General features: G+C 38.6%; 25 protein-coding genes and 1 pseudogene. 15 read left to right on the top strand and 11 right to left on the bottom strand.

Going from position 1 to position 23,911, the window contains the following annotated elements; genetic code table 11:
* Nucleotides 1–188: 188 nt before the first annotated feature.
* Together C6Y01_RS03880 and C6Y01_RS03870 are read left to right on the top strand one after the other, a co-directional pair.
* On the top strand, nt 189–1,307 hold the full coding sequence (locus C6Y01_RS03880) for a response regulator aspartate phosphatase (RefSeq protein ID WP_106037843.1): 1,119 nt from the start codon (nt 189–191) through the stop codon (nt 1,305–1,307).
* Nucleotides 1,308–1,668: 361 nt separating this feature from the next.
* Entirely contained in the window at nt 1,669–1,932 is a 264-nt protein-coding gene (locus tag C6Y01_RS03870) for a hypothetical protein (RefSeq protein WP_223249862.1), read from the top strand.
* A 42-nt stretch (nt 1,933–1,974) separates the two neighbouring features.
* Here the strand turns inward: C6Y01_RS03870 and C6Y01_RS03865 are convergent, their stop codons facing one another.
* Complete coding sequence (locus C6Y01_RS03865; RefSeq protein ID WP_106037842.1) at nt 1,975–2,223, bottom strand: DUF2651 family protein; 249 nt, start codon at nt 2,221–2,223, stop codon at nt 1,975–1,977.
* Nucleotides 2,224–2,765: 542 nt separating this feature from the next.
* On the opposite strand from C6Y01_RS03865, the gene C6Y01_RS03860 reads away from it, so the two are divergent.
* Entirely contained in the window at nt 2,766–3,662 is an 897-nt protein-coding gene (locus tag C6Y01_RS03860; protein WP_106037841.1) for a macrolide 2'-phosphotransferase, read from the top strand.
* A gap of 43 nt (nt 3,663–3,705) precedes the next feature.
* Here the strand turns inward: C6Y01_RS03860 and C6Y01_RS03855 are convergent, their stop codons facing one another.
* From C6Y01_RS03855 to C6Y01_RS03840, 4 genes and pseudogenes are all read right to left on the bottom strand, one after another.
* Nucleotides 3,706–4,581: a LysR family transcriptional regulator gene (locus C6Y01_RS03855; protein ID WP_034663143.1), complete on the bottom strand. Its 876-nt coding sequence runs from the start codon at nt 4,579–4,581 to the stop codon at nt 3,706–3,708.
* A 23-nt stretch (nt 4,582–4,604) separates the two neighbouring features.
* A complete protein-coding gene (cuyB, locus tag C6Y01_RS03850) occupies nt 4,605–5,303 on the bottom strand; it encodes a cysteate racemase (protein WP_034663141.1) in 699 nt (232 codons plus the stop codon).
* 160 nt (nt 5,304–5,463) lie between these two features.
* Nucleotides 5,464–5,962: pseudogene (locus C6Y01_RS03845) on the bottom strand (GNAT family N-acetyltransferase).
* Nucleotides 5,963–5,978: 16 nt separating this feature from the next.
* On the bottom strand, nt 5,979–6,869 hold the full coding sequence (locus C6Y01_RS03840; protein WP_106037840.1) for a LysR family transcriptional regulator: 891 nt from the start codon (nt 6,867–6,869) through the stop codon (nt 5,979–5,981).
* Between the two features lie 127 nt (nt 6,870–6,996).
* Here C6Y01_RS03840 and C6Y01_RS03835 point away from each other — a divergent pair, with 127 nt between their 5' ends.
* The 9 genes from C6Y01_RS03835 to hag (C6Y01_RS03785) all read left to right on the top strand — a co-directional run bounded on the left by C6Y01_RS03835 (nt 6,997) and on the right by hag (C6Y01_RS03785) (nt 17,686).
* A complete protein-coding gene (locus C6Y01_RS03835; RefSeq protein ID WP_095285031.1) occupies nt 6,997–8,154 on the top strand; it encodes an MFS transporter in 1,158 nt (385 codons plus the stop codon).
* A gap of 427 nt (nt 8,155–8,581) precedes the next feature.
* Nucleotides 8,582–9,103 carry a ClbS/DfsB family four-helix bundle protein gene (locus C6Y01_RS03830; protein ID WP_106037916.1) on the top strand — a complete coding sequence of 174 codons (522 nt, stop codon included), beginning with the start codon at nt 8,582–8,584 and terminating at the stop codon, nt 9,101–9,103.
* Nucleotides 9,104–9,350: 247 nt separating this feature from the next.
* The gene (locus C6Y01_RS03825; protein ID WP_034663131.1) at nt 9,351–10,484 is read left to right on the top strand and encodes a Rap family tetratricopeptide repeat protein; all 1,134 of its coding nucleotides are present in this window, start codon (nt 9,351–9,353) and stop codon (nt 10,482–10,484) included.
* A 686-nt stretch (nt 10,485–11,170) separates the two neighbouring features.
* A complete protein-coding gene (locus tag C6Y01_RS03810) occupies nt 11,171–11,629 on the top strand; it encodes an AraC family transcriptional regulator (protein ID WP_106037839.1) in 459 nt (152 codons plus the stop codon).
* Between the two features lie 133 nt (nt 11,630–11,762).
* Nucleotides 11,763–12,395, top strand: a complete 633-nt coding sequence (locus C6Y01_RS03805) for a hypothetical protein (protein ID WP_106037838.1) — start codon at nt 11,763–11,765, stop codon at nt 12,393–12,395.
* 167 nt (nt 12,396–12,562) lie between these two features.
* The gene (gene alr, locus C6Y01_RS03800; RefSeq protein WP_106037837.1) at nt 12,563–13,744 is read left to right on the top strand and encodes an alanine racemase; all 1,182 of its coding nucleotides are present in this window, start codon (nt 12,563–12,565) and stop codon (nt 13,742–13,744) included.
* A 98-nt stretch (nt 13,745–13,842) separates the two neighbouring features.
* On the top strand, nt 13,843–15,432 hold the full coding sequence (locus C6Y01_RS03795) for a Kelch repeat-containing protein (RefSeq protein ID WP_106037836.1): 1,590 nt from the start codon (nt 13,843–13,845) through the stop codon (nt 15,430–15,432).
* A 231-nt stretch (nt 15,433–15,663) separates the two neighbouring features.
* Nucleotides 15,664–16,575, top strand: coding sequence for a flagellin Hag (hag, locus tag C6Y01_RS03790; protein ID WP_066031010.1), 912 nt, complete (start codon nt 15,664–15,666; stop codon nt 16,573–16,575).
* A gap of 289 nt (nt 16,576–16,864) precedes the next feature.
* A complete protein-coding gene (gene hag, locus C6Y01_RS03785) occupies nt 16,865–17,686 on the top strand; it encodes a flagellin Hag (RefSeq protein WP_044141245.1) in 822 nt (273 codons plus the stop codon).
* On the opposite strand, the gene C6Y01_RS03780 is transcribed toward hag (C6Y01_RS03785), so the two are convergent.
* Nucleotides 17,678–18,280, bottom strand: coding sequence for a hypothetical protein (locus C6Y01_RS03780; protein ID WP_223249861.1), 603 nt, complete (start codon nt 18,278–18,280; stop codon nt 17,678–17,680). The genes hag (C6Y01_RS03785) and C6Y01_RS03780 overlap by 9 nt on opposite strands.
* A 49-nt stretch (nt 18,281–18,329) precedes the next feature.
* Here C6Y01_RS03780 and C6Y01_RS03775 point away from each other — a divergent pair, with 49 nt between their 5' ends.
* On the top strand, nt 18,330–18,563 hold the full coding sequence (locus C6Y01_RS03775; RefSeq protein ID WP_223249860.1) for a hypothetical protein: 234 nt from the start codon (nt 18,330–18,332) through the stop codon (nt 18,561–18,563).
* A gap of 36 nt (nt 18,564–18,599) precedes the next feature.
* On the opposite strand, the gene C6Y01_RS03770 is transcribed toward C6Y01_RS03775, so the two are convergent.
* Nucleotides 18,600–18,971 carry a DUF5412 domain-containing protein gene (locus C6Y01_RS03770; RefSeq protein ID WP_034663103.1) on the bottom strand — a complete coding sequence of 124 codons (372 nt, stop codon included), beginning with the start codon at nt 18,969–18,971 and terminating at the stop codon, nt 18,600–18,602.
* Nucleotides 18,972–19,218: 247 nt separating this feature from the next.
* Between C6Y01_RS03770 and C6Y01_RS03765 the strand changes: the two genes are divergently transcribed.
* On the top strand, nt 19,219–19,842 hold the full coding sequence (locus tag C6Y01_RS03765; protein ID WP_034663100.1) for a poly-gamma-glutamate hydrolase family protein: 624 nt from the start codon (nt 19,219–19,221) through the stop codon (nt 19,840–19,842).
* Between the two features lie 26 nt (nt 19,843–19,868).
* Here C6Y01_RS03765 and C6Y01_RS03760 read toward each other — a convergent pair whose 3' ends face one another.
* A complete protein-coding gene (locus C6Y01_RS03760; RefSeq protein ID WP_034663097.1) occupies nt 19,869–20,417 on the bottom strand; it encodes an ImmA/IrrE family metallo-endopeptidase in 549 nt (182 codons plus the stop codon).
* A gap of 310 nt (nt 20,418–20,727) precedes the next feature.
* On the opposite strand from C6Y01_RS03760, the gene C6Y01_RS03755 reads away from it, so the two are divergent.
* Nucleotides 20,728–21,627, top strand: coding sequence for an N-acetylmuramoyl-L-alanine amidase (locus tag C6Y01_RS03755; RefSeq protein WP_106037835.1), 900 nt, complete (start codon nt 20,728–20,730; stop codon nt 21,625–21,627).
* Nucleotides 21,628–21,847: 220 nt separating this feature from the next.
* Here C6Y01_RS03755 and C6Y01_RS03750 read toward each other — a convergent pair whose 3' ends face one another.
* The 3 genes from C6Y01_RS03750 to C6Y01_RS03740 form a co-directional block, all read right to left on the bottom strand.
* On the bottom strand, nt 21,848–22,018 hold the full coding sequence (locus C6Y01_RS03750) for a type II toxin-antitoxin system SpoIISB family antitoxin (RefSeq protein WP_034663884.1): 171 nt from the start codon (nt 22,016–22,018) through the stop codon (nt 21,848–21,850).
* Nucleotides 21,993–22,763: a type II toxin-antitoxin system SpoIISA family toxin gene (locus C6Y01_RS03745; protein ID WP_034663092.1), complete on the bottom strand. Its 771-nt coding sequence runs from the start codon at nt 22,761–22,763 to the stop codon at nt 21,993–21,995. The genes C6Y01_RS03750 and C6Y01_RS03745 overlap by 26 nt, the downstream gene beginning before the upstream one ends.
* Before the next feature lie 146 nt (nt 22,764–22,909).
* Entirely contained in the window at nt 22,910–23,908 is a 999-nt protein-coding gene (locus tag C6Y01_RS03740; protein ID WP_034663089.1) for an inorganic phosphate transporter, read from the bottom strand.
* Between the last annotated feature and the right edge of the window lie 3 nt (nt 23,909–23,911).

Here is a 23,911-nt window from a genome sequence, read left to right as displayed (position 1 = left end):
ATTAAGTATCAGCTAAAGAAAAGGTTATCTGACAACCTATGTATAGTTACACTACTATTCGTGTATTTTTTACATTGCTCCTTTGAAGGAGCTCTTTTTTATTTTTTAGTTGGTTTTCGGTGATTTGTAAATTATTGTATGTGATAATAAATGTAATATAAGGGGGTTTAGTGGAAGGGGAATAAGGGATGGAGAAAGTTCTTTCTTCACATGTAGGTGTGAAAATAAATGAATGGTATAAAATGATTCGGCAATTCAGTGTACCTGATGCAGAGATTTTGAAAGCTGAAGTAGAAAAAGAAATTGAACGGATGGAAGAGGATCAAGATTTACTCATTTATTATCAATTGATGTGCTTTCGACATCAGCTTATGCTTGATTATATCAAACCTTCAGAAAAAAGATCACCTTCTGTTTCTGATTTGGTTGATAAAATTGAGCATTCTAATCATCAACTTTCCGGTATGTTGCAATATTACAATGCCTTTTTTAGAGGAATGCATGAATTTAGTAAGAAAGAATATGTACAGGCCATTCAATATTACAAGATCGCTGAGAGGCAGCTCGCACTGGTTGTAGATGATATTGAGCAAGCGGAGTTTCACTTCAAGGTGGCTGAAGCCTACTATATTATGAAACAAACCCATGTTTCCATGCATCACATTATTAAGGCACTTGAAATTTACGATCAGTATGAGTTATACAAGATTAGAAAAGTTCAATGTTTATTTGTAATAGCAGGAAATTATGATGATTTTAAGCAGTATGAAAAATCATTAATACACCTGAATAAAGCCTGTTCCATCGCTGAAAAAATAGCGGATAAAAGGTTGATTGCCAAGGTGCTTTTAAATATAGGAAACAATTATGAAAAAAAACAAGATTATGCAAAGGCTATCCAATATTATCAAGAGTCCCTTGAAATATTAGAAAATGGTATGGACGATGTAAAATCGGTCATATATGTTAACCTTTGTTGGGCGCTATATAAGACAGGAGAAACTGATGAAGCATCCAAATTAGTGGATAAAGCTTTGAAACTGATCTCTCATAAAGAGAACCCGCACGAAATTCTATTAATACGTTCTATAAGAACTACATATGAAAGTAATGATGAGGATAAGATTCAAGCTATGCTTCAGACATTTGAAGAAAAGCAATTGTTTGTTTTCGTAGAAGAATTCACTAAAAATCTTGCAGTTATTCATGAAAAAAGAGGAAAGTTTGAGAAAGCAACAGAATATTACAGGATGGCATTTCAAGCCCAACAAAATATTCAAAAAGGAGAGTGTCTTTATGAGTATTAAAAAAATAATTATTATAAGCTCTATAATCTTTCTTGGTGCAGGTGTGTATGAAGCATCTAGTACGATAAAACCAGCATCAAATCGAAATACAACAATGGAGGATTCGAATAGAAATACAACTTTCATTCCACACAAAATCGATCGAAACACAGCCTCTCAAAACGTATAGATGAAAAGAAAACAGACCTTAAGGAGGTCTGTTTTCTTTTTGGGAAACATGTTAAAACAGCAAGGCTTATCATAAAACCTTCACAGATATCCTCTACCTTTATTAACCAAAGCTTCGGATGTATATGTCAGTAAAGAAGAGCTTGAACACATATTTGAGAGGCAAGACCTTCGTCAGCAGAATCTCTTCAAAATGGCACATTATCCGATGGAAGAAACGGAAGAGATCGAATGGTTTTTCGATCGTATGAAACAATACATCCAACAAATAAAAGATCAACATGTCTTGTATGAAACAGCCACAACGATTCACTCCACCCTTCTGTTAAACCCAGATATGCCAAGAAATGACCGTATCAATCAAGAGCTGCAAGAAATGGCTGAGTTTTTAGAAAAGAGTGGTGATCCTAATAACGCTTTTTTGGGAGAAGACATTCATCCAGTGGAAAAGCGATAGTGAAAGAAGAAAAGCCCCTGTAAAGGGCTTTTTAAATGTAGTTTAAGACCTCTTTTTATTTAAAGTTTTCATGATGAATAATGCGATATATGAAGCAATAATTGAGCCTAAAGTGTAGACAACTACCCAGCCTAAGAAAGAAATGTTAAAAAGTGTAAATGCCAGGATGAGTAAAATGATAAAGCTCACAACTGGCATGAAATAAATCTTTTGTACAATCAATGTGACGATAAAAGAAGCGATGATCATACTGACTGGAAGCAAGCCGAATGCGAATTCTAAATGAGTCATACCAATTCTCCCTTTAAATGACTTAGCTACATTTGAGTTTAATAAATTATTAGACAAAAGAATTAATAACCATATCATAACATGAATAAATACAATTATATCATTTTATGTAATTTAATAGGATGAGTGATGATTTTAAATCCTGCTTTTTGTAATCTTATTGAAAGTCATATTAAAATAAAGTATAGTAACTTTATATTACAAAGAGGAGGATGGTTAAAGATGATGCATGCAGGAAGATTACGCCAGCAAACTTTGAACAATCAGTAATTTCATATGTTCAAAGGCTCTGTTTTCATCAAGCGAGTAAACGGGGGAGTCTGCACATTTTTAATGATCTTCAGCGGAAAAGTATGCAATTTCACTAGAAGACAGGCAGATAATCGTTCTGTCTTTTTTTGTATGTTTTTTTATGATACAAAGAAAGACATAAGTCTAGCTTTGTTTACTCTGACCACATAAAGTAGCCTGTTTGTGGTTTTTTGTGATGATATTCTTGATGTCTATTGATCATGACTAAATGAGCAATTGGAGGAATGAATATGAATAGACTGGAATTAAAGCAGTTAGCCAATCATCACGGATTAGAAATTTTAGAGAATACCTTCAAAATAAATGAACAAGGTGTTGATTTCCGTGTCGCACATGTCGAAGATTTACATGGTGATCAATGGATATTAAGAATGCCTCGCAGACCTGAATCAATGAAACATGCCTTACAAGAAAAAAAGACATTAGATCACATTAGTAAGCAGGTTCACTTTCAGGTCCCTAAGTGGTCTATTTTTACAGAAAGTCTGATTGCTTATAAACAATTAGAGGGTGTACCGGCGGCTAGTATTGATGTGGAACAGCAATCTTATGTGTGGAGTTTTGATCAAACGAATGTACCGCAAGCTTATTATGAATCATTAGGAAGCGTTTTAGCGAATGTACATTCCTTAGATCAACAGCCTTTTAAAACGATCGGAGTGGAGATGCTCAGTGCTCATGAATTAAGAGCATCAATGAAACAGCGAATGGAACGTGTCAAATCGCAATACACCATTAACAGCGGTTTATGGGAGCGCTGGCAAGCATGGCTAGCTAAAGATTCTTTATGGCCGCCTTTCGTGGGGGTGAAGCATGGAGATTTACATCCTGGCCACATTCTGATTGATGAAAATCAATGTGTTACGGGTGTTATTGATTGGTCTGAAGTGGGGGTTGGTGATGTATCTGCAGACTTTTTGTCGCATCAACTTCTCTTTGGGAAAGAAGGATTAACAAAACTTATCCATGCGTATGAAAAAGCAGGCGGGAGAACTTGGTCAAGAATGGATGAACATATAAAAGAGCTTCTGACTACAAGTGCGATCACTGTGGCCGAGTACGCACAGAGATCAGGATTGAAAGATATGCATGAAACTGCAGCAGACATGTTGGCAAACGAAAGATAATCAATCAGAACGTATCCAAAAAAAGCCCTGAAAAGGGCTTTTTTTAATCTAATTCATGAAAAAACTGTTTGAGCTGATCAATGAAAACTGATTTGGATTTTCCCTTTTTATAAATGAACTCGATATTGATGTTGAAATTGATGGATGGATCGATTGAAATTTGTTTTAATGTTCCTTGTTCTACCTCATTTCTTACGCAATGATGAGGTAGAAACGATAGCCCCATTCCTTGCAGCACTAAATTTTTTGCGGTTTCCATATGATCAACCTCAATGGAAATGTTCGGTGTGATGTTGTTCTTTTGAAATAATCGGTGGAGCATCAGCCAATCAAATGACCCATAGTCAAAGAAAATAAAAGGCTGTTCTTCTAGTTCTTTCATATTGATGTTGTCAAGGCTGGCAAGCGGGTGATGAGTTGGGACGAACAGCCCGATAGGATCACTGAAAATAGGGATCGATTCAATTTGAGGATGTGTTTCAGTCCTGACAATCCCAAAGTCCACTTGATTGTTGATGACTTTTTGAACAACATCCTTTGAATGTCCTGTTACAATTTTCACTTTCAGGTTTTCGTATTTTTCTTTCAGGGCAGGCAATATGTTAGGCAATAGATTATTGGAAATAGAGGATGCGCATCCAATCGTCAATTCATAAGGGATCATCGTTTGCTTGAGACTATGCTTTGCTTCTTGATAAGAATGGAGGATCTTTTTGGCATGCGGGTAAAACTGTTCACCTTTTTCCGTCAGAGACAGCTTATTTCTCTGCCTATCAAATAATTTCAGGTCTAATTCTTTTTCTAACGATTGAATACGTGCCGAAACAGAAGGCTGGGTTAAATACAGTGCTTCCGCAGCTTTATTGATACTGCCTAGCTGGCATACATAAATAAACGCTTCTATATTCTCAATATTCATTTTATCCCCTTATGTTGCGTTCTTTAAATGTTTAGCTTTTCAAGCTCATACACTAATTTTACAGCTTCTTTCGCCAAAATGACAGTAGGGTCAATCATTTTCACATCTTTAGTTGACCTTAGGACTAAGGGGATTTCTGTACAGCCGGCTATGATGGCTTCTGCCCCTTGATTGATTAAAATTTCTGCAGCTAACGCCAATTCACTTTCGCCTTTACTTAATTTTCCTGCTTTCACCGCATATATCCCATTCATAACGTTTTTCTGAAGATTTTCACTAGGAGTCATGACGTCAATATTGTGATGAGCACAAGCCTTTTGATAGAGCTGGGTTTTTAATGTTCCATCAGTACATAGTAAGCCCACAGATGTATAGTGATGTTTGTTCAGGTAATTTGCGGTTTCTAATGGCATATTCATGATAGGGATATGAGTGGAATGTCGTACGTTTTCTAAAAAGAAGTGAGCGGTATTGCATGCAATGAGAATAAAGTCCGCTCCTGCACGTTCTAATCTCTTAGCTGATGCAATCATATCATCTGTAGGATCTTCGCCTTTCCCAAATATGGCATTGGTTCTATCAGGGATTTGAGGATAATTATCAGCAATCACATGGAGATGATCCTGATCTTTTATCGCTGGAGTATGTGAAATGATTTTTTTCATCAGATCTATCGTTGCTAAAGGACCCATCCCGCCCATAATTCCGATCGTTATAGACATATACGCCACCACATTTCTTTTTTTTCTATTATAAAAAAAGAAAGCATGGTGATCGTTATAGAAAAGTTCTATATGTATATAGAAGGTTTATCAAAAGCGTCTTTTAATGGCGCTTAGCGGCCCACTCCGATTGAAGAATCGCATATTGATATTCATCAATTCAATGTCCTTTTGACATATAATTTTGAAGTAAATGTCCTTCGCGTCTCATCTTTAAACGTTCCAGCACTTGAATAGATTTTTCATTGCGCACATCAGTAAAGGCAATGATTTTATACTTGTCCAGTGTAGTGAAATATATTCGATCATTGAACTCAAGGCTTCGTGAATATAGCCCTTTCCAATTTCAGGTGCGAGTGTAAATCCGATTTCAACAACGATTCTAGGCTCACTGTCAAGTGTATGAATTGCGCAATTTCCTATCAGTTGATTGGATTCAGGTAAGGCAATAGCGTATTGAAACCATGTCCCCGGTTGATTAGGTTTTTTTGATGTTGAACAAATGATTCAGCTTCTTCGTACGTATAGTTTTCCCAAGATTGATATGTTGCAATAGAGGGATTTGCTCGGTACTGATAAAATGCTTCAATATCTTGCAGATCAAATTGACGAATAACTACCCGGTTTGTCCTTGTGAATATGCTGTTTGCATTCTTCATGTTTTACCCTCATTTTTTAGTTTGTTTTTGATTTGAAAAAGTCTATCAGCCATTCAGATAGCTGCTGCTGTGCTTTACTGACAAATCGATCTGCATAATAAGTTAATTCTAAGTGACGAACAGGTGCCGGATCAGCAATAGGAATCGAAACAATATTGGGCCACGTCGAATGATGTTGCAGTAACCCTCGCGGCTGAATGGTTGCACCGATGCCGGCTTCAACCAGCTGCAATAATGAAGATGCGGACCCAACCTCCATGACAGTGTCTAGTTCAACACCTTGTTCTCTACATACGTCATCTACTAAATCCCTTCCTAGATATCCCTTCGGATACATGACCAAAGCATGCTGCGTCAGCTCTTCCAATGTCACTTCACTCTTTTGGGCTAGATCACTTTCTGAATGAACAAATAATTCGTAGGGCTCACTTCCAAGCGGAATTTGAACGAGACGCTTATCCGCTTGCCCTCGCAGCCCGATGCCGAGATCCACTTTATGAGACAGTACTTCTTCACGAACGAAGATCGTTGAATATGCTTTCAGATTGGTTTCGGGATAAAGTGTTTTAAATTCTACAAATAGCGGAACAAGCTGAAAGTCAAGATCGGAGGGGAGAACTGCAAGTCGAACGTTTCCCCGTTTTTCAGATAACAGTTCTTTCATCGCATTTTTCGCATCTCTTTCAGCTTGAAGCATTTTCATACCATATTGATAAAGCAGAGAACCCGCTTCAGTTGCAACGACTTTTTTACCGATTCGATCAAAGAGCGGCATCCCAACTTCAGCTTCAAGCAGCCGGATCTGCTGGCTTAATGTAGGCTGTGATATCCCTAATTGCTCAGCAGCTTTTGTGAAATGTAAATGGTCGAATACAGCCATGAAATATGTAATATGACGAGTATCCATTTGTCATCCTTTCATAAATAATAGTTTTTTACTATCATCATAATACGAATTATTGTATTGATCAATGAATGCGGCAGATTTATACTCAAAGTAACTTCAACAAGATGAGAGAGGAAGAAGAGCATTGATGAAAAAAATATTTTATTTAGCCGCTTTATTTTTAGCTGCATTAAACTTGCGCCCAATCATTACGTCCGTGGCTTCTATGATGAGCATGATCCAAACAGACCTTGGAGTCAGTGCGCTGACAGCAAGTCTTCTAACCACTTTACCGGTCTTGTGCATGGGGGTGTTTGCACCTGTAGCAACTAAACTAAGCCGCCGTTTTGGTTTAGAGAGAACGCTTTTTTTCTCGATTCTTCTCATCACAATCGCTACTGGACTACGTGGGACGAGTCAAACGGTTGCCGTCCTTCTCATCACTGCATTTGCAGGAGGCGTTGGGATTAGCTTTGCAGGACCTTTATTGTCTAGTTTTATCAAAAAGTATTTTCCGAAAAGCCCGGGGATTGTGAGTGTCTATTCTATTTCGATGACGATTGGGGCAGCACTTGCTTCTGGCTTCACCATTCCGATATATCTTCGCAGTGAGCATAACCTTCCGCTCGCCTTGTCTTGCTGGGCGGTTTTAGGGATGATCGCATTAATCTTATGGCTAGGGCTGGCTCGGAAAAAACAACAGGCTGATCATACGGCCTTGCCGCTAAGGCTGCCGCTGCGAAACAAAAAAGCCATTCAATTCACCTTGTTCTTTGGCTTTATGTCCAGCATGTTCTATTCGTTAACAGCATGGATTTCACCCATCGCCCTTAGTTTTGGAAATAGTCCACAGTATGCCGCCATGCTGCTGACGATATTTACACTGATTCAGATTCCGGTGGCACTACTCGTTCCAGGAGTCGTCACTCGCTTAGGAAAACCGAAATTATTTCTGATTTTATGCAGCGTGTCAGAGCTGATCGGCCTTATTTTCCTTCTACTTCCAATGCCTATTTTGCCAGCCGTCATTTTTCTAGGGATTGGGGCAGGTGGATTATTTCCCTTAGCACTTATGCTGCCCATTATTGAGACGCGTACACCGGAGGAGGCTGGTACATGGTCCGCTATGTCGCAGATGGGCGGATACATCATGGGCGGGTTTGGTCCGTTTTTCATTGGCTTGGTTTTCGATCTAAGCGGACATTTTCAAGCTTCCATTGTTGCAATGCTCGTCATTGTCTCATTGATGATTGGCGTTCAGTTATCAATGAAATTAGGTAGAAAAGAGGAAGAAGTGTCGAGTTAAATCATGCAGCTTCACATTTCAATCAAAACGGGGAGGTTTTATTGCTTAAGAAGGGGAGCCTGGGGAGAGATACTGGGTGCTTGTTTATGATGGAACGTAAGGAATGTCTTCATTTTTCGCAGCCGCTTTTATAGCTTTTCTTTATTGAGTTTGCGCAATAATGGAATATTTCACAAAATAATAGAGTCACCTAAAGGAGGCAAGTATTGTCTCTCTTTTGTTGTTTTAGGAGTAAACACCAGTGATACTTTCATTTAACCAGAAATGCTATTGCTTTTTTGCTCGATTAAGAGTTTGATTATAATAGAGACTGTAAAACAGAAGACGATAGAATAATTCAGTATCGTGAGCTCCAGTGAATTTTTTTGTACTTTTGCAAGATATGTTCCGAGAAAAATTTGCACAAAAAGAACTAGAGGTGAATAATATGACAACCTATGAGTCGAAAGACATTTTAAAGCAAGCAATCATGAAGACGTACAATCAATACGATGAAGAATTCAATATGATTCGAGAAGAAATGAAAGATGATCGAATAGAGGATGTAAGCCGAACTCCTGCAGAAAATTTGGCCTATCAAGTTGGTTGGACAACCCTGCTGCTTCAATGGGAGCAAGACGAAACTGAAGGAAAGGTTGTCCATACGCCAGCAGAAGGTTATAAATGGAATCAGCTTGGCATATTATATTCTCTTTTTAATGAGAAGTATGCCTGCCAATCACTAGTCTCATTAAGAGCTCAGCTCAAACAGAATGTTTTAACTATTTGTGATATGTTGGATCGTATGAGTGAAGAGGAATTGTTTGAACCTCATCAACGAAAATGGGCGGATGATGCGACAGCAAAGGCTGTTTGGCCAGTTTATAAATTTATTCATGTGAATACCGTTGCCCCTTTTAAAAATTTCCGTACTCAAATTCGTAAATGGAAACGATTAAAACAAGTATGACGTGAAGGATATACTAGATGTACATATTTCGTTAGAACTAAACCTGATTGTATCATCTTATTTCAGAGAGAACAGGGGGGCGCTGATTCGAGCCCAGTTATTCCTCCTTATCAAAATTACGATCACTCACATGGCTTCTTTACAGGAGCTTTTTTTCTTATTTTTGCGGTTTCTTTTCGGTGTCGGACGATTCACAAAATGATAATATATGTCATTATAGGGAAAATAGAGGAAGGGGTAAGGACTGATGGAGAAAGTGCTTTCTTCTCACGTCGGCTTGAAAATCAATGAATGGTATTATCATATTCAAAGATTTAACGTACCGGACGCCGAGGCATATAAAGAAGAAATCAAATCAATGCTTGATCATATGGAAGAGAATCAGGATTTATTATTGTATTTCTCACTTATGGAGTTCAGACATAAATTAATGCTTGATTACTTGAATCCTTTAGAAAATGGGAAAGAGCGGGCGAACTTTAGGGAACTCGCAATGAAGATCAAAAGGGATCAAGAGAAATTAACAGGATTGCTCGAGTATTACTTCAATTTTTTCTACGGCATGTACGAATTTGAAAACTACGAATACCTCAATGCGATTACCTTCTATAAGCGGGCAGAAAAAAAGCTGTCTCTTGTCAGCGACGATATTGAACGTGCCGAGTTCAATTACAAGATGGCAGAAATCTATTACCACATGAAACAAACCCACATGTCGATGCACCATATCGCACAGGCAATAGAATGTTATCGAGAAAAAGATACATACACAGTAAGAGAAATCCAATGTTCTTTTGTCATTGGGTTAAACTATATAGATATGGGCTGCCCCGAAAAAGCAATACCTCATTTTCAACACGCACTAGAAAAAGCCGCCGACAACTCAACAAAACGATTAAAAGGATCAGCACTTTATAATTTAGGGTTGAGTTATTTTCATAACAAAGAATTAGCACAAGCGATTATTCACTTTAATGACTCGATTAGAGCATTTAGAGAGCAGGGATACGAGCATTTAAATAGAATCTTAGATCCGCTCATTATGTTGTCAAAAGCCTACTTCAAAATGAAAGAACAGGATTTAGGTACATACGCTTTAAATAACGGAATAGAACTATCTGAAAAGCTGAAAGATCATGTTCTATTATTGATATTCAAGTTTTTAAGATCCCTATACATTGACAACAATTTTGAGCAGTTGGAAAAAATAATGGAATTGTTAGAAATAAAGTCAATGTATCCTGACCTGGAAGATTTAGCAAAAGATGCTGCAAAATATTATAATGAGATGGGAGATAAAGACAATGCGATGCATTTCTATGAAAAGATTCTTTATTTCCAAACTCAAGTGAAGCGGGGGGACTGTCAGTATGAAATTTAAAACGTTATCAGTAGTATTCGTGATGATTAGTGTCATAAGTGTTGTTAGTTATTTTACGTCAGAAGTGACAGCAAGTCATGATGAAGCTAGGAGAGGTCATACTGCAAGTATTGGTTATACTGCTTAAGTAAAAAGCCCTTTAAGGGCTTTTTACTATAAAACGGAATATATGCTATGAATAAAGAATATTTTTTCCATAGAAAACATACTGAGGAGGAAGTAAAATGACAATGTTAAAATCAACATTATTTCGAAGGATTTTCATTATATTTTTTGCTTTAACCTTTATGATTAGTCTGTTCAATATGGCTGTGTTTCCAGGGACGCCAGCGTCTTATTATGTTGGCCTGATTTGTAAGATGTTGTTTATCAGTTTGTTAAATGGTCTATTTTTCGGAACAATTATCTATTTGATTGTCACCCTTCTCTTTGCTAAATCTTCAAAGGAAAATCAATAAACAAGTGAGCGGCTAAAGACCGTTCTTTTTTATTTTTAAAAATTGGACATGCTATTTTAAGAGAAAATGAGATGACTTAATTTATGATCTAAATCGCAATTCCTGTAAATGTTTTTCCATCATACATTCAATTATTTTTAATAACTTACTGCATTATATTTTAAAGGATGTTACCGTTGTATGTAAGGAATGATTGGCCAATCTTCCAATAAGAGTTGGAGGGAAATCATGAATTGCAAAATTGAAATATTAAGCAATATGAAGATGGTGTATATGAGAAATATAGGACCATATGGAAGCAAAAAGAATATAGAGATGATGAAGCATTTTAAAAAATGGATCAACCAACATCAATTAAATGATGAATTAAAGAAACATGGCATATACGGTGTTCCTCAAGATGATCCTGCAAGGACTTTACCTGGAAAATGCAGATATGACCTCATGATCATGACAAATAGAGATTTCTCAAATAATCAAATGGTTCAGACTGGTTATTTTGAAGGAGGAAAGTATGCTGTTTTTACAGTGACGCATACAACTGAAAAAGTGAATTTGTTTTGGTGTCAATTACCTGACTATATTCAGAACAATCAATTGAACATGCGTCAAGCCCCTATTATAGAGCGATATAGAGAAGAGGAAGGCGAAGATAAGGTGTGTGAATTCTTACTGCCTATCTTTTAGACAATTTATCGAACGTCAATGAAAACAGACCTTTATGGTCTGTTTTTATGGTTAAATCATCTAGGACTCGTTGCTTCAAATGCTATACTAAGGCTAAACTATAAATGAAGGGTCATGATAGGAGGAGCATTGTGTGATATTCATCATAGGCATTGTCATTGCTTTTATGATTGCTATTTTAGGTTTTACTGTTTTCGTAGAAGTAGGAAATGGACTGGGGACGGCTCTCAGCATCATCGGAGGACTGGTCATTTTATTCATAGCCGGTAGATTACAAAGACGAAAAGAACAGAATGATCCCAACATATTATTAGATAAGATGATGATGTTTTTTCACGAAGATGGATTTCAGGCATCTGCATATATCTTTTCAGAGCAGGTTGATAAGGGATTTGCGATTGATGATGAGCTAGAGAAAATGCGCTTTATTGAACATCAACCTGGCGGGTCATCTAGAAAATATAGATTTGCAGTCACTGAGCTTTCCTTGAAAGATTTGAAACAAGTTGAGATATTAGAAGATGGTGTGCCGATTGATTATTCAGCTGAGAGTGATGATAAAGAAGAGGTCTCGACGCTTGAATTAAGATTAACTATGAATGATCAAGAATCATCAACGATCACGATCAACTTCTTGCAATTTGATGGACCTGTTCGTAAAAGCAACGCTCAATACTTAACTGAACGGGAAAATTTGCAGGAGATTTATCATGATATTGATGCAATGATGAAATCTGCGGATGAAATTGAATATCATCGCTCATAGAGAAGAAATCACAGTTTGATGTGGTTTCTTTTTTTTATGTGTACCCAAGAAAAGCTGGTCCGGTCATTGTAGTTGAATGTTTTTCTCAAAAATGAATAAAGATAGACTAGACGCGAAAGCGAACATGAAGATAGAAAGAACTCTCATGTGATGAGGAGGAAAAATAAATGAAAAAGCTTTGCAGGGAAGTTTGGATCGAAGTCAACCTTGACGCGATTAAAAGAAATATCCAAGCCATTCAAGCGCATATTCCGAGGAAAAGTAAGATCATGGCTGTCGTGAAGGCGAATGCTTATGGACACGGTTCAGTGGAGGTAGCGCGGCAGGCACTGGAAAGCGGTGCGACGGAGCTCGCAGTTGCTAGTTTGGAGGAAGGCATTGTATTGCGAAGAGCAAAAATTGAAGCGCCGATTTTGGTTCTTGGATTTACCCCGCTAGATTGTGTGAAAAGGGCTGCGGCCTGGAGAATTGACCTCTCCGGCCTTCGAGAAGACTGGATTGTTGAAGCAAATGAGATCTTAGCGGAAGAAGATAGTCAGCGCCGGCTTGGGATTCATGTCAATGTCGACACAGGGATGGGGCGATTAGGTGTACGAACGAAGGAAGAGCTGTTAGGAGTGGTGGAAGCACTTGAAAAGAGTGGAAATCTTAGATGGGACGGGATTTTTACGCATTTCTCCACTGCAGATGAGCCTGACCCTGATTTCACGCTGCTGCAGCACAGCATTTTTATTGATTTTCTTCGGTTTTTGAAAAAACAAGGAATTAAGCTGCCGACCGTACATATGAACAATACAGCGGCTGCCATCGCGTTCCCTGAATTTAGCGCCGATATGATTCGGCTGGGCATCGGGCTATATGGGCTGTATCCCTCGCAATACATTGAAAGCTTAGACGCTGTTCAGCTAGAGCCCGCTCTCAGTTTAAAAGCAAGGATTGCGTTCGTGAAGGAAATGGTGACAGAGCCAAGGACCGTCAGCTATGGTGCAACTTATGTAGCAAAACCTGATGAAATCATTGCCACCATACCGATCGGTTACGCAGATGGGTACTCACGTGCTTTATCAAATCGGGGATTTATGCTTTTCCGCGGCAAACGAATGCCGATTGCTGGCCGAGTCACAATGGATATGACGATGATCAGTTTAGGAGAAATGAAAGCAAAGCAAGGCGAGGAAGTCGTCATATATGGTCGTCAAAAAGACGGAGAAATTTCTGTTGATGAAATTGCTGAAATGCTCAATACAATCAACTACGAAGTCATCGCCACCTTAAGCCGCCGCGTCCCAAGGTTTTATCGTCGAGGCGGAAAGATTATTAAAATATCGACGCCGGTGATGTATGTGTGAGGGGAAATAGAGGGAAATGCTTATTATGATAAAAATTAAATTTTATTACAAATATGTCGATAAAAGGAGGGAAATTCAAGATATGGGGGAAAGAAACGATGAAAAAAGGATTATTGTTAGTGCTTTTGACCATTTTTATGATGGTTACAATTCATCCGTTAAAAGCTCATGCAGCAGAGACAAATGGCTGGACGAAGCGAGCGGACTTACCAGAAGAGAGACTTCATTCTAGTTCCGCAGTAGTAGATGGAAAGATTTTTGTTTTTGGGGGAAGTAGTGAAAAATCACATAGTAATAAAAATACCTACATGTATGATCCTCACAAAAATGAGTGGATCTCAAAAGCTGATATGCCAAGAGAAAGAACAGATAGCGCGGCAGTGGCGATAGGTAAAAAAGTATATGTCATTGGAGGAGCATATCAAGATAGCACAAAAACGATTGATATTTATGATACAGAATCCGATACATGGTCGGAAAAACCAATCCTAATACCAACTTTTGCTGTGACAAATGGAGATATTATTGCGACTGGAGAAAACGGAAAAATTTATATTCTTGCAACGAGTAAAAGTCCTCATCAAGAACATAATTTTTACAGTTATGATACAAAAACGGATAAATGGCAACAATTAAAAATGTTTCCTCAGAGTTTTACTGGGATGTCTATGTCAGAAGTCATTAACAATAAAATTTATGCTACAGGCGGATATAGAGGAACCCAAAATACCCAAATATATGAATATAACATTGAAACAAATCAGTGGGTACGAACAAAATCAAAGTTGGAGTTTTATCAAGTAGGAGCAGCGTTTACAACATATCAGGGAAAATTATTTATGGTAGGCGGTCAGCATAGCGTTGACAGATCCAGCCCAATATTACCATATACACAGTATTATGATGTGAATTCTAATTCTGTAAAAAAAAGTATAAATGAATTGCCTGAAGCTAGAGTTGGATCAAGTGCTGTAACACTTGATGGGATGATATATATCATAGGTGGAAGGAATTTCAAAGAATATTATAATTTTAAATACGTTAAAAGCAACTTCAAATCAGTAATCTCTATCTCATTAAAAGACTTGCAAATTGCTGAAGGTGAAACAAAGCCAGACGATGGTTCAGCAGAAGAACCGAAAGATCAGGACGGAACAAAGCCTGATGACGGAACAACAGAAGAACCGAAAGATCAGGACGGAACAAAGCCTGATGACGGAACAACAGAAGAACCGAAAGATCAGGACGGAACAAAGCCTGATGACGGAACAACAGAAGAACCGAAAGATCAGGACGGGACAAAGCCAGGTGATGGTACAACAGAAGAACCAAAAGATCAAGATGGAACAAAACCAGATGATGGAACAAGCGAAGAACCGAAAGATCAAGACGGAACAAAACCAGATGATGGAACAAGCGAAGAACCGAAAGATCAAGACGGAACAAAACCTGGTGAAGAAGCAACAAAAGGTATACTTTCAATTACCATGATAAACGGACTGCAAAAGGATTATTTGCTATCAACGAAAGAAATCAACGATTTTCTTAACTGGTATAAAGAAAGAAGCTTTGGAATTGGTATGAACTTCTATGAAATCAATGATGAACACAATAAAGGTCCTTTCGCAAGTAAGAAGGATTATGTGGTGTATCCAAATATCTTAATGTTTGATATCAAGCAATACTGATATCATAAAACGATAGAGCTGCTGATTATAGATCAGCAGCTTTTGTTTTTATAGGATTGTTAAAATTAGGATTAACGTCATGAGAAAAATGCGATATTTTTTTAAAAATCTGCTAAACATCCTATAACAACATCCGATAATAGAATTGTCAGGGTTGATAAGCCCTAGAATAAAGGACTTTTTTCAGACAAGGACGTCTGTCAGGTCCCACATACATGGAGGTAATAGGAAATGAGAATTAACCACAATATCGCAGCACTTAACACATTGAACCGTTTGTCTGCAAACAACGGTGCGAGCCAAAAGAACATGGAGAAGCTTTCTTCTGGTCTTAAAATTAACCGTGCAGGAGATGACGCAGCTGGTCTTGCAATCTCTGAGAAAATGCGTGGACAAATCCGCGGATTAGAAATGGCTTCTAAAAACGCACAAGACGGTATCTCTCTTATTCAAACAGCTGAAGGTGCATTGACTGAAACTCACTCAATCCTTCAACGTGTTCGTGAACTAGTGGTTCAAGCTGGAAACACTGGTACACAGCAAGATGAAGACTTAACTGCAATTAAAGATGAAATGGATGCTTTAATTGAAGAGATTGATGGTGTGTCTGATCGTACAGAGTTCAACGGTAAAAAACTGTTAAATGGTGACTATAAAGCTTCAACTCCACCAGCAGCAGCTGATCCATCTTTAGTTTTCCAGATTGGCGCAAATGGTACGCAACAAATCAAAGTTAACATTCAAGATATGGGTGCGGATGCATTAGGCGTTGATGATGGTGCTGGTGGCATCACTGCAAACCAATCGATTAAAGATTTGGATGTAACAGCTTTTGCAACTAATGCAGCAGACGCAGCAGATGTTGGATTTGATACTCAACTTAAGATTGTTGATTCAGCTATCAATCAAGTTTCATCTCAACGTGCTAAACTTGGTGCGGTCCAAAACCGTCTAGAGCACACAATTAACAACCTTGGTGCATCTTCTGAAAACTTAACAGCTGCTGAGTCTCGTATCCGTGACGTTGACATGGCGAAAGAAATGAGTGAGTTCACAAAGAACAACATTCTTTCTCAAGCTTCACAAGCAATGCTTGCACAAGCGAACCAACAGCCACAAAACGTACTTCAATTACTACGTTAATGAAGAGCCCCTTTTATGGGGCTTTTTTTATGCTGTTTTTTTCTTCGCATTTTCTCCAGTCTTATGATCCTTAAATCCCTCTGATAAATTATGAAAAATAACCTTTAAATTTGGCATACTCTAGCGAAACGATCATAACCAATGAGACTTTTACCTTATTTATTCCTTTTTTATTAAACAAATTCCATACAGGTTCGATAAATGGATTGTAAGGCTTACAAAAAAATTCTAATTTAGAACTTTTGGGCAAGGATGTTCAATTGGTTCAAACACATGGAGGTAATAGGAAATGAGAATTAACCACAATATCGCAGCACTTAACACACTGAACCGTTTGTCTGCAAACAATGGAGCAGGGCAAAAGAACATGGAGAAGCTGTCTTCTGGTCTTCGCATCAACCGTGCAGGAGATGACGCAGCAGGTCTAGCAATCTCTGAAAAAATGCGTGGACAAATCCGCGGATTAGAAATGGCATCTAAAAACGCACAAGATGGTATTTCTCTTATTCAAACAGCTGAAGGTGCATTAACTGAAACACATGCGATCCTTCAACGTATGCGTGAATTAACAGTTCAAGCGGGTAACGTTGGGACTCAACAAACAGAAGATTTAACAGCGATTCAAGAAGAGCTCACTGCTTTGGTAGATGAAATTGATGGGATTTCTCAGCGTACAGCATTCAACGGAAAGAATCTGTTGGATGGTAGCGTTGAAGATGGATTCCAATTTCAAATTGGCGCAAACATTGAACAAAATATCAACGTACAGATCGGCAAAATGGACGCTGAAACCTTGACTGTCAAAGATATTAAAGTGAATGAAGATGGTTTTGACTTTGACGTCGAAGTAGCAAAAATTGATGAAGCAATCGGCGCAGTATCTAAACAACGTTCAGCACTTGGTGCAGTACAAAACCGTCTAGAGCACACAATCAACAACCTTGGTGCTTCTGCTGAAAACTTAACAGCCGCTGAGTCTCGTATTCGTGACGTGGACATGGCGAAAGAAATGAGTGAGTTCACAAAGAACAACATTCTTTCTCAAGCGTCTCAAGCGATGCTAGCACAAGCAAACCAACAGCCGCAAAACGTACTTCAATTATTACGTTAATGAAAAAGCCCCATGAAGGGGCTTTTTTTGTTTCAATCTAATGAAAGCAGGTGCTGCAGGAACCGCTTCATGGAAAAAAGCTCGATTGCCTTCATCATCCTCTTTATCCCACTGACTCCACCATTCAGCAGTTTCTCCAGAGGCGTTGGATTGAATCATGTCATGCAGCTGTTCTAAGTTGAGGATGTCTCTCGGTTCTGTTAAGAAAGAATGCATCCGGTGATACGCTTCAAGACGTTCAGGCTGTTTTGTGACAATGGCGTATTGCACGTAGCGATTTAAAAATCCTTGTACGAACGTCAAGTGGGGAATGGCTGTTTCTCCTTTTAACTCGACGCCGTTCCACGCCAGATCAGCAATCGCGCAAAGCCACCAGCCAAGTTCATTCGCGTGCTGCATTTTTTGTAATGTGTCCTTTTCAAAAGATAGCTGCTTCTTTTTTTGTGCTTGTTTGAGCATACGCTCAAGAATTTGTGCTTCGAGCGCGGCCTTTGTCATTCCTTGCCCATGAATAGGATCTGACGTACACAAGGCAGCGCCCATCACCAATAATTCACTTGGCCAATCGTGCATTTGTTCATAGTGATGTTTCACGCAAGAAGGGACTCTAAATCCTTTTGGTTTTGTATAGGGCGTTAAATGGGTGATGGCTTTCTGCTCAAGTGAGGAAATGACCTTACAAACGCAGCAAACACTTGAAAGCTCATTACAAGGAATTTCCTCCAATATACATACATTACTTGAAAGTATGGACCACATGAAAGGTTCTTCATCGGAACAGGCTTTACTTGTAACAGAGTTTAGCGGAATTGTGGAACGATTGACGATCGTAAGTAAAGAAATGAAAGAATTCATGCAGCATGTGATGTCAACGTAAAAAACGAATCCAAGAGGGATTCGTTTTTTTGATGCGCTATTTTCTCTTGTTCTGATCAAAGCGATAATCATACGTGTCGCCCTTCACCACATTTAAAAACTCATGTCCAATTTGAACAAGCTGTCCGTTTTTCCATTTGATGAGAGGGTCTTTGTCAGGGTATTTCCAGTAAATCGTCTTCTTACGGTGGGTCAGTTTGTTTTCAATTTCTGCTCTAACTGCGTTTTCCTTTAGCTTTCCTCCGCTATGCTGATAGGTGTTGATGATGTACATTCCGTCAGGTGATGACATCGAGCGGATGAATGTTCCGTGAGACACGCCTTGAAGAGAGAAGCATTTCCAATAAATAATGCCAGCGAAGCTAAGGAGTAAGATGATAAGGATGAGGGTGGTTTTCTTTTTTAACATGAAAAATTCCTCCAGATGTAGATCACAATATTTCTAATTTATGAGAGAGAATACAAAAAGATTCATATAGTCCAAAAGTTCTATTCATTTCAATTATCGGTCATTTTTTCTCAAAATTCAACAGAAAGCCGTAAATGTAAGGAAAATTTAAGGAAGAATTCAAGTGGTGTATTTGATTCGAAACCTCTTTACAAAAGAATAAGGGATCAGTAGACTTATGCTCATATAGAGAAATGGGGCAGATGACATGAGACAAATCATCGATACGTATCAAAGTTATGAAGAGCTTTCCGCTCATGAAAGAATAGGAATTGATTATCGAATTCTTCACGAGCGGAAAGGTGACCAGCTTCTGGTTTTGTCGCCTCATGCCGGAGGAATTGAATCCGGCGTGAGTGAGCTCATTCATGAAATATCTAGTGATTATTCTATGTATTTATTTGAAGGCCTTAAAGTAAAAGGCAATCATGTTCTTCATATTACAAGTACACGTTTTGATGAGCCGGTTTGCCTTTCACAGGTGCATACCCATCATTATACGTTTGCACTCCATGGTTACGGAGAAACAGAGGTGCTTCAAACGTTAGTGGGAGGTACGGATAGAGAAAGAGCGGCAGAAACTGTGAAACGTTTAACGCTAAATGGCTTTCACGCATTGCTGCTATCTGAATCTGATCGTTTTTCTGGAACACATCCTGATAATATTAATAACCAATGTCTGACGGGAAAAAGTGTACAACTTGAAATTAGTCAGGCGCAAAGAAGAGCATTTTTTCAAGACTTTAGGCGTCGCTATCGGCGTGATACACAAACTGAACAATTTTATCGATACACAAATGTACTCAAACAAGTATTAGCTCTTTATGAATAAACTTTTATCGTTTTATGTCCGAGTATTTACGTTTGATAAACGGCTTCTTTTTCTGCGACCCTTTCTGCTTTCATTAAATAAGACGTAAACTCCTGTTGAAAGCGAATGCCTGCTTTTCGCTGTTCGAATAAGGCAAGCCGCTTTTCAGCAAAAGCTCTGGTGACGTGAAACGTTTGAGCAATATGCAAAATGGCTTGCTGCCGAAGGGTTGGAAGCTTCATTTGCAGCAGCATAAAGGTTGGAACACAAAAGTGATACATGAATTGTTTTGCCTGAAACTCCTGCAGTTCTCGAAAAAGTTTGTTCATTTTGAAATGATTGCCTGTATGCTTTAGCACATGACAAAGCTCGTGGGCAAAATCCTGCCATTGTTCTTCAGGTGATAGGGATCTGTTTAATATAATACTGTAAAGACCTTGATGTTGGATCATCATGCTGCCAGTCTCCTCGTAGTGGACCCATACATGAAATTCAGAAGCGATCCTTTGCATCTCTCTATAAGCAGGACCGCTTATTTGTAATTGAGCATATAACCGCTTAATATCTTCTTCTAAATGGGTTAAAAAACCAGTCATTTAAAAAACCTCCATACAAACGTATGTTCTATTTTTGGCGTAAAAGAAAAGTCCATATAGGACTAAATATCTAATTGAGCTATTACTTACTTTTTATATCGGTTTATTTTTAACAATTTTAACATAAATTCAAGGAAAAATGGAAGTAATTCCTGTTTTTTTCTGTATTTTTGCACTTTCCACTACTAAAAAGAGTGATTGAATTCAAATTTTACCATAGTCTTCTCATGAAAACAAACAAGTATTGTCTTACGAACGCCACCGATTGATGAGAAAGATCAATTCAATCTAGCAAAAGGGAGTGCAGAACATGGTACAAATTTATCAAGATTTTATTCCAGTTGGAAACGGAAACCGCCCAGGATATGCGATGACACCGGAGTATGTGACGGTGCATAACACAGCAAACACGTCAAAGGGAGCGGATGCGAAAAGTCATGCGGCCTATGTAAAACGCCCAGCGACAGAGGTGAGCTGGCATTTTACAGTGGATGATCATGAAATCTTTCAGCATCTGCCGTTAAATGAAAATGGCTGGCATGCAGGGGATGGACATGGGAATGGTAACCGGAAGTCGATCGGAATTGAAATTTGTGAGAATGAAGATGGAAATTTTCAGCAAGCGGTCAAACATGCACAATGGCTTATTCAAAAGCTATTAAAAGAACATCACATGCCGCTAGCAAACGTGGTCACACATCAGTACTGGTCTGGAAAAGCATGTCCACGCCAGCTTCTTTCTACATGGGATGAATTTAAAAAAGGGATTGAAACGGCAGAAGATCCGGAGCCGGTCATCACGTATGTCGTTAAAAGCGGAGATACGTTAACGAGTATTGCGAAAGCTCATGGGGTCACAGTTCAAGATTTACAGAAGTGGAATGACATTAGTGATCCGAATAAGATTCAAATTGGACAGGTTCTCAAAATTTATCGTAACGATGCAAAGAGCATGTATGAGCTGCCAGATGGGGTTTTAAAGGTGACGTCTCCATTGACAAAGGGAGAGCACGTACGCCTCGTTCAACAAGCGCTTGCTGCTGTTTATTTTTATCCTGATAAAGCAGCTGCAAATAAAGGGATCGACGGAGTTTTCGGAGAAAAAACGGCGAACGCCGTAGCGCGTTTTCAGCTGATGAATGGTCTGACAAGTGATGGGGTATACGGCCCTAAAACGAAGGAGAAGCTTCTGGAGCTGTTAAATAAGTGAGTGTTTCTGTTTGTATGATTGGATGACTGTTTCACTTTGTTCATTTAATCGACGAATATAAGGCGACGACTTATATTCAGCAAACTGAACATATCTCAATTGTTTGATTTTCTTTTTCATTTATTGGCACCTCAATCGTTGCAGCGTATAGATTATTGTATGCAAATTTATGTAAAAATGGAAGCAGGACGCGGATTTTGTTCCGCGTCCTTTAGTGTAATCAAGCCCTTTTATTTTTATACTCATCCAAGAGCTGTTCATTCTTTTTGAAAATACGCTCTGTATGGGGGCTTACTTTGTAATCCGCCATACTGATATGGTGCTTTTTCTTTAAAATCTTAAAAGGGTTTTTCTTGCGATTGTTGTTATTCCCTTGAAGTGCGTGGTCCATCTTCATCACCTTCCTCTTCGTCAGGCAAGATTAGGTCATAAATTGTTGTAAGTGACGTCATTAATAAATAGTCGAACTCAGTGACAATCTCATCAGAGGTGAGCTTAATGACAAAGTGATCATCTGCTACAGAAAACGGGATGAGCACCAATTTGCCGAAATCATCGTAATAGACTTCCTGCCTGTCAAGCTTCGCCTGAATAAGAGCTCGCTGGTCAAGAGTCCGCAGCAGGTCATCTTTTTGTTCCTGCGTATCGTATGGACAAAGAACCGCTTGAATATTCATCTTGTCGGCAAAAGAATAAATGAGCCGTTCAATTCCCTCTATATATGCCTCTACACTTCCATAATATACATGGATCGGTTCGTTTTTCAATAGGTATTGGTACGTTTTTAGTTTGTTGAGGTAAGAATGAAGTAGATCGTTATTTTGTTCTAGGAGTTGGTGGGTGTCGGTTTCCAGTTCGTGATTTCCGAGTTTTTTAATATAGGAGCTGAGAAAGATGAATGCATCGGTTAATGCAAAAAAAACAGCAATAATCAAGTAGTGCATCCAATCGGTGAAGATTGAAGAAGGGTCATTTGTCCAGTACACAACAGCACCAGCTACATAAATCCAATACCACGTTTTTCGAATGGCAAACATCTTTTCTTTTACTTTTTGTTCAAAACGCCATACGGCAAATACATATACAGCAAGGGCACCTAGCAATAACCACACGGTCAATTGAAAAAATAGTAGCATGTTCTTCTCTCCCATAGACAGATGGATACTTATTTATTTCTATGGATATGATTGGAAACCCTGCTTCATGAAAAAATGGCTTGTAGGAACAAGGTGTTGAAGTGTGCGGGCAAATAAAAAAAGACCTGTCAGACAGGTCTTTGATATTAGATAATCGCATTTAACACAAAGTATATAAGAGCCCCTAGAGTTCCTGAAATCGGTAATGTGATCACCCAAGTGACAAGCATGCGTTTTGCCGTACCCCAGTTTACTCCTTTTACTCTGTGTGCAGAACCTACACCTAGAATAGAAGATGAGATCACGTGAGTGGTACTAACAGGTAAGTGAATAAATGTCGCACCGAAGATAATCGCTGCACCCGTTAAATCGGCAGATACTCCGTTTACTGGACGAATTTTCATAATTTTACCGCCGACTGTTTTAATAATCTTCCAGCCGCCAATAGAAGTACCTAGTCCCATTGCAAGCGCACAAGAGAATTGTACCCAGAATGGAATGTCGTCTGTTGTATGCAAATTACCTGCAATTAAAGCCATCGTAATAATTCCCATCGCTTTTTGCGCATCGTTTGTTCCGTGGGTATACGATTGCAGTGCAGCAGTTAAAATTTGAACACGTCGGAATTGTTTATTTGTTTTTGCGAGATTGTTGTTTCTGAATACAAATTTGATAATGGTATACACGATATATCCCAATACGAAAGCTAGGATAGGTGAAAGCAATAGTGCTTGAATGATTTTAATGAATCCCGAATAGTTTAAAGCGCCAAAACCAGCAGAGGCAATAACAGCACCTGCAATTGATCCGATCAGTGCATGTGAAGAACTACTCGGAATCCCGTAATACCAAGTAAGCAAGTTCCAAGTAATGGCCGCAATTAAAGCAGCCAAAATGACAACAGAACCGTTTTGAAGTGTAAAAGGATCTGCGATGTCTTTTGTGATGGACTTTGCCACACCTGTAAATGTCATTGCTCCTAAGAAGTTCATGAACGCTGCCATAATAATAGCATGTCTAGGCTTTAACGCCTTTGTTGAAACCGAAGTGGCAATGGCATTTGCTGTATCGTGAAATCCGTTGATGAAATCAAAAGCAAGTGCACAAATGACAATAAATATGGTAAGGATGAGTAATGTGTCCATGTT

The organism is Bacillus sp. NMCC46 (genome assembly GCF_002998465.1).
In the GTDB taxonomy this organism is placed as follows: Bacteria; Bacillota; Bacilli; order Bacillales; family Bacillaceae; genus Bacillus.
The sequence above is the reverse complement of the archived record's forward strand: the minus strand, read 5'-3'. Positions and strand labels throughout refer to the sequence as shown.

Coding starts and splice junctions, on each gene's coding strand:
- C6Y01_RS03880 (WP_106037843.1), top strand. CDS start 189: ATGGAGAAAGTTCTTTCTTCACATGTAGGTGTGAAAATAAATGAATGG.
- C6Y01_RS03870 (WP_223249862.1), top strand. CDS start 1,669: ATGGCACATTATCCGATGGAAGAAACGGAAGAGATCGAATGGTTTTTC.
- C6Y01_RS03865 (WP_106037842.1), bottom strand. CDS start 2,223: ATGACTCATTTAGAATTCGCATTCGGCTTGCTTCCAGTCAGTATGATC.
- C6Y01_RS03860 (WP_106037841.1), top strand. CDS start 2,766: ATGAATAGACTGGAATTAAAGCAGTTAGCCAATCATCACGGATTAGAA.
- C6Y01_RS03855 (WP_034663143.1), bottom strand. CDS start 4,581: ATGAATATTGAGAATATAGAAGCGTTTATTTATGTATGCCAGCTAGGC.
- cuyB (WP_034663141.1), bottom strand. CDS start 5,303: ATGTCTATAACGATCGGAATTATGGGCGGGATGGGTCCTTTAGCAACG.
- C6Y01_RS03840 (WP_106037840.1), bottom strand. CDS start 6,869: ATGGATACTCGTCATATTACATATTTCATGGCTGTATTCGACCATTTA.
- C6Y01_RS03835 (WP_095285031.1), top strand. CDS start 6,997: ATGAAAAAAATATTTTATTTAGCCGCTTTATTTTTAGCTGCATTAAAC.
- C6Y01_RS03830 (WP_106037916.1), top strand. CDS start 8,582: ATGACAACCTATGAGTCGAAAGACATTTTAAAGCAAGCAATCATGAAG.
- C6Y01_RS03825 (WP_034663131.1), top strand. CDS start 9,351: ATGGAGAAAGTGCTTTCTTCTCACGTCGGCTTGAAAATCAATGAATGG.
- C6Y01_RS03810 (WP_106037839.1), top strand. CDS start 11,171: ATGAATTGCAAAATTGAAATATTAAGCAATATGAAGATGGTGTATATG.
- alr (WP_106037837.1), top strand. CDS start 12,563: ATGAAAAAGCTTTGCAGGGAAGTTTGGATCGAAGTCAACCTTGACGCG.
- C6Y01_RS03795 (WP_106037836.1), top strand. CDS start 13,843: ATGAAAAAAGGATTATTGTTAGTGCTTTTGACCATTTTTATGATGGTT.
- hag (WP_066031010.1), top strand. CDS start 15,664: ATGAGAATTAACCACAATATCGCAGCACTTAACACATTGAACCGTTTG.
- hag (WP_044141245.1), top strand. CDS start 16,865: ATGAGAATTAACCACAATATCGCAGCACTTAACACACTGAACCGTTTG.
- C6Y01_RS03770 (WP_034663103.1), bottom strand. CDS start 18,971: ATGTTAAAAAAGAAAACCACCCTCATCCTTATCATCTTACTCCTTAGC.
- C6Y01_RS03765 (WP_034663100.1), top strand. CDS start 19,219: ATGAGACAAATCATCGATACGTATCAAAGTTATGAAGAGCTTTCCGCT.
- C6Y01_RS03760 (WP_034663097.1), bottom strand. CDS start 20,417: ATGACTGGTTTTTTAACCCATTTAGAAGAAGATATTAAGCGGTTATAT.
- C6Y01_RS03755 (WP_106037835.1), top strand. CDS start 20,728: ATGGTACAAATTTATCAAGATTTTATTCCAGTTGGAAACGGAAACCGC.
- C6Y01_RS03750 (WP_034663884.1), bottom strand. CDS start 22,018: ATGGACCACGCACTTCAAGGGAATAACAACAATCGCAAGAAAAACCCT.
- C6Y01_RS03745 (WP_034663092.1), bottom strand. CDS start 22,763: ATGCTACTATTTTTTCAATTGACCGTGTGGTTATTGCTAGGTGCCCTT.
- C6Y01_RS03740 (WP_034663089.1), bottom strand. CDS start 23,908: ATGGACACATTACTCATCCTTACCATATTTATTGTCATTTGTGCACTT.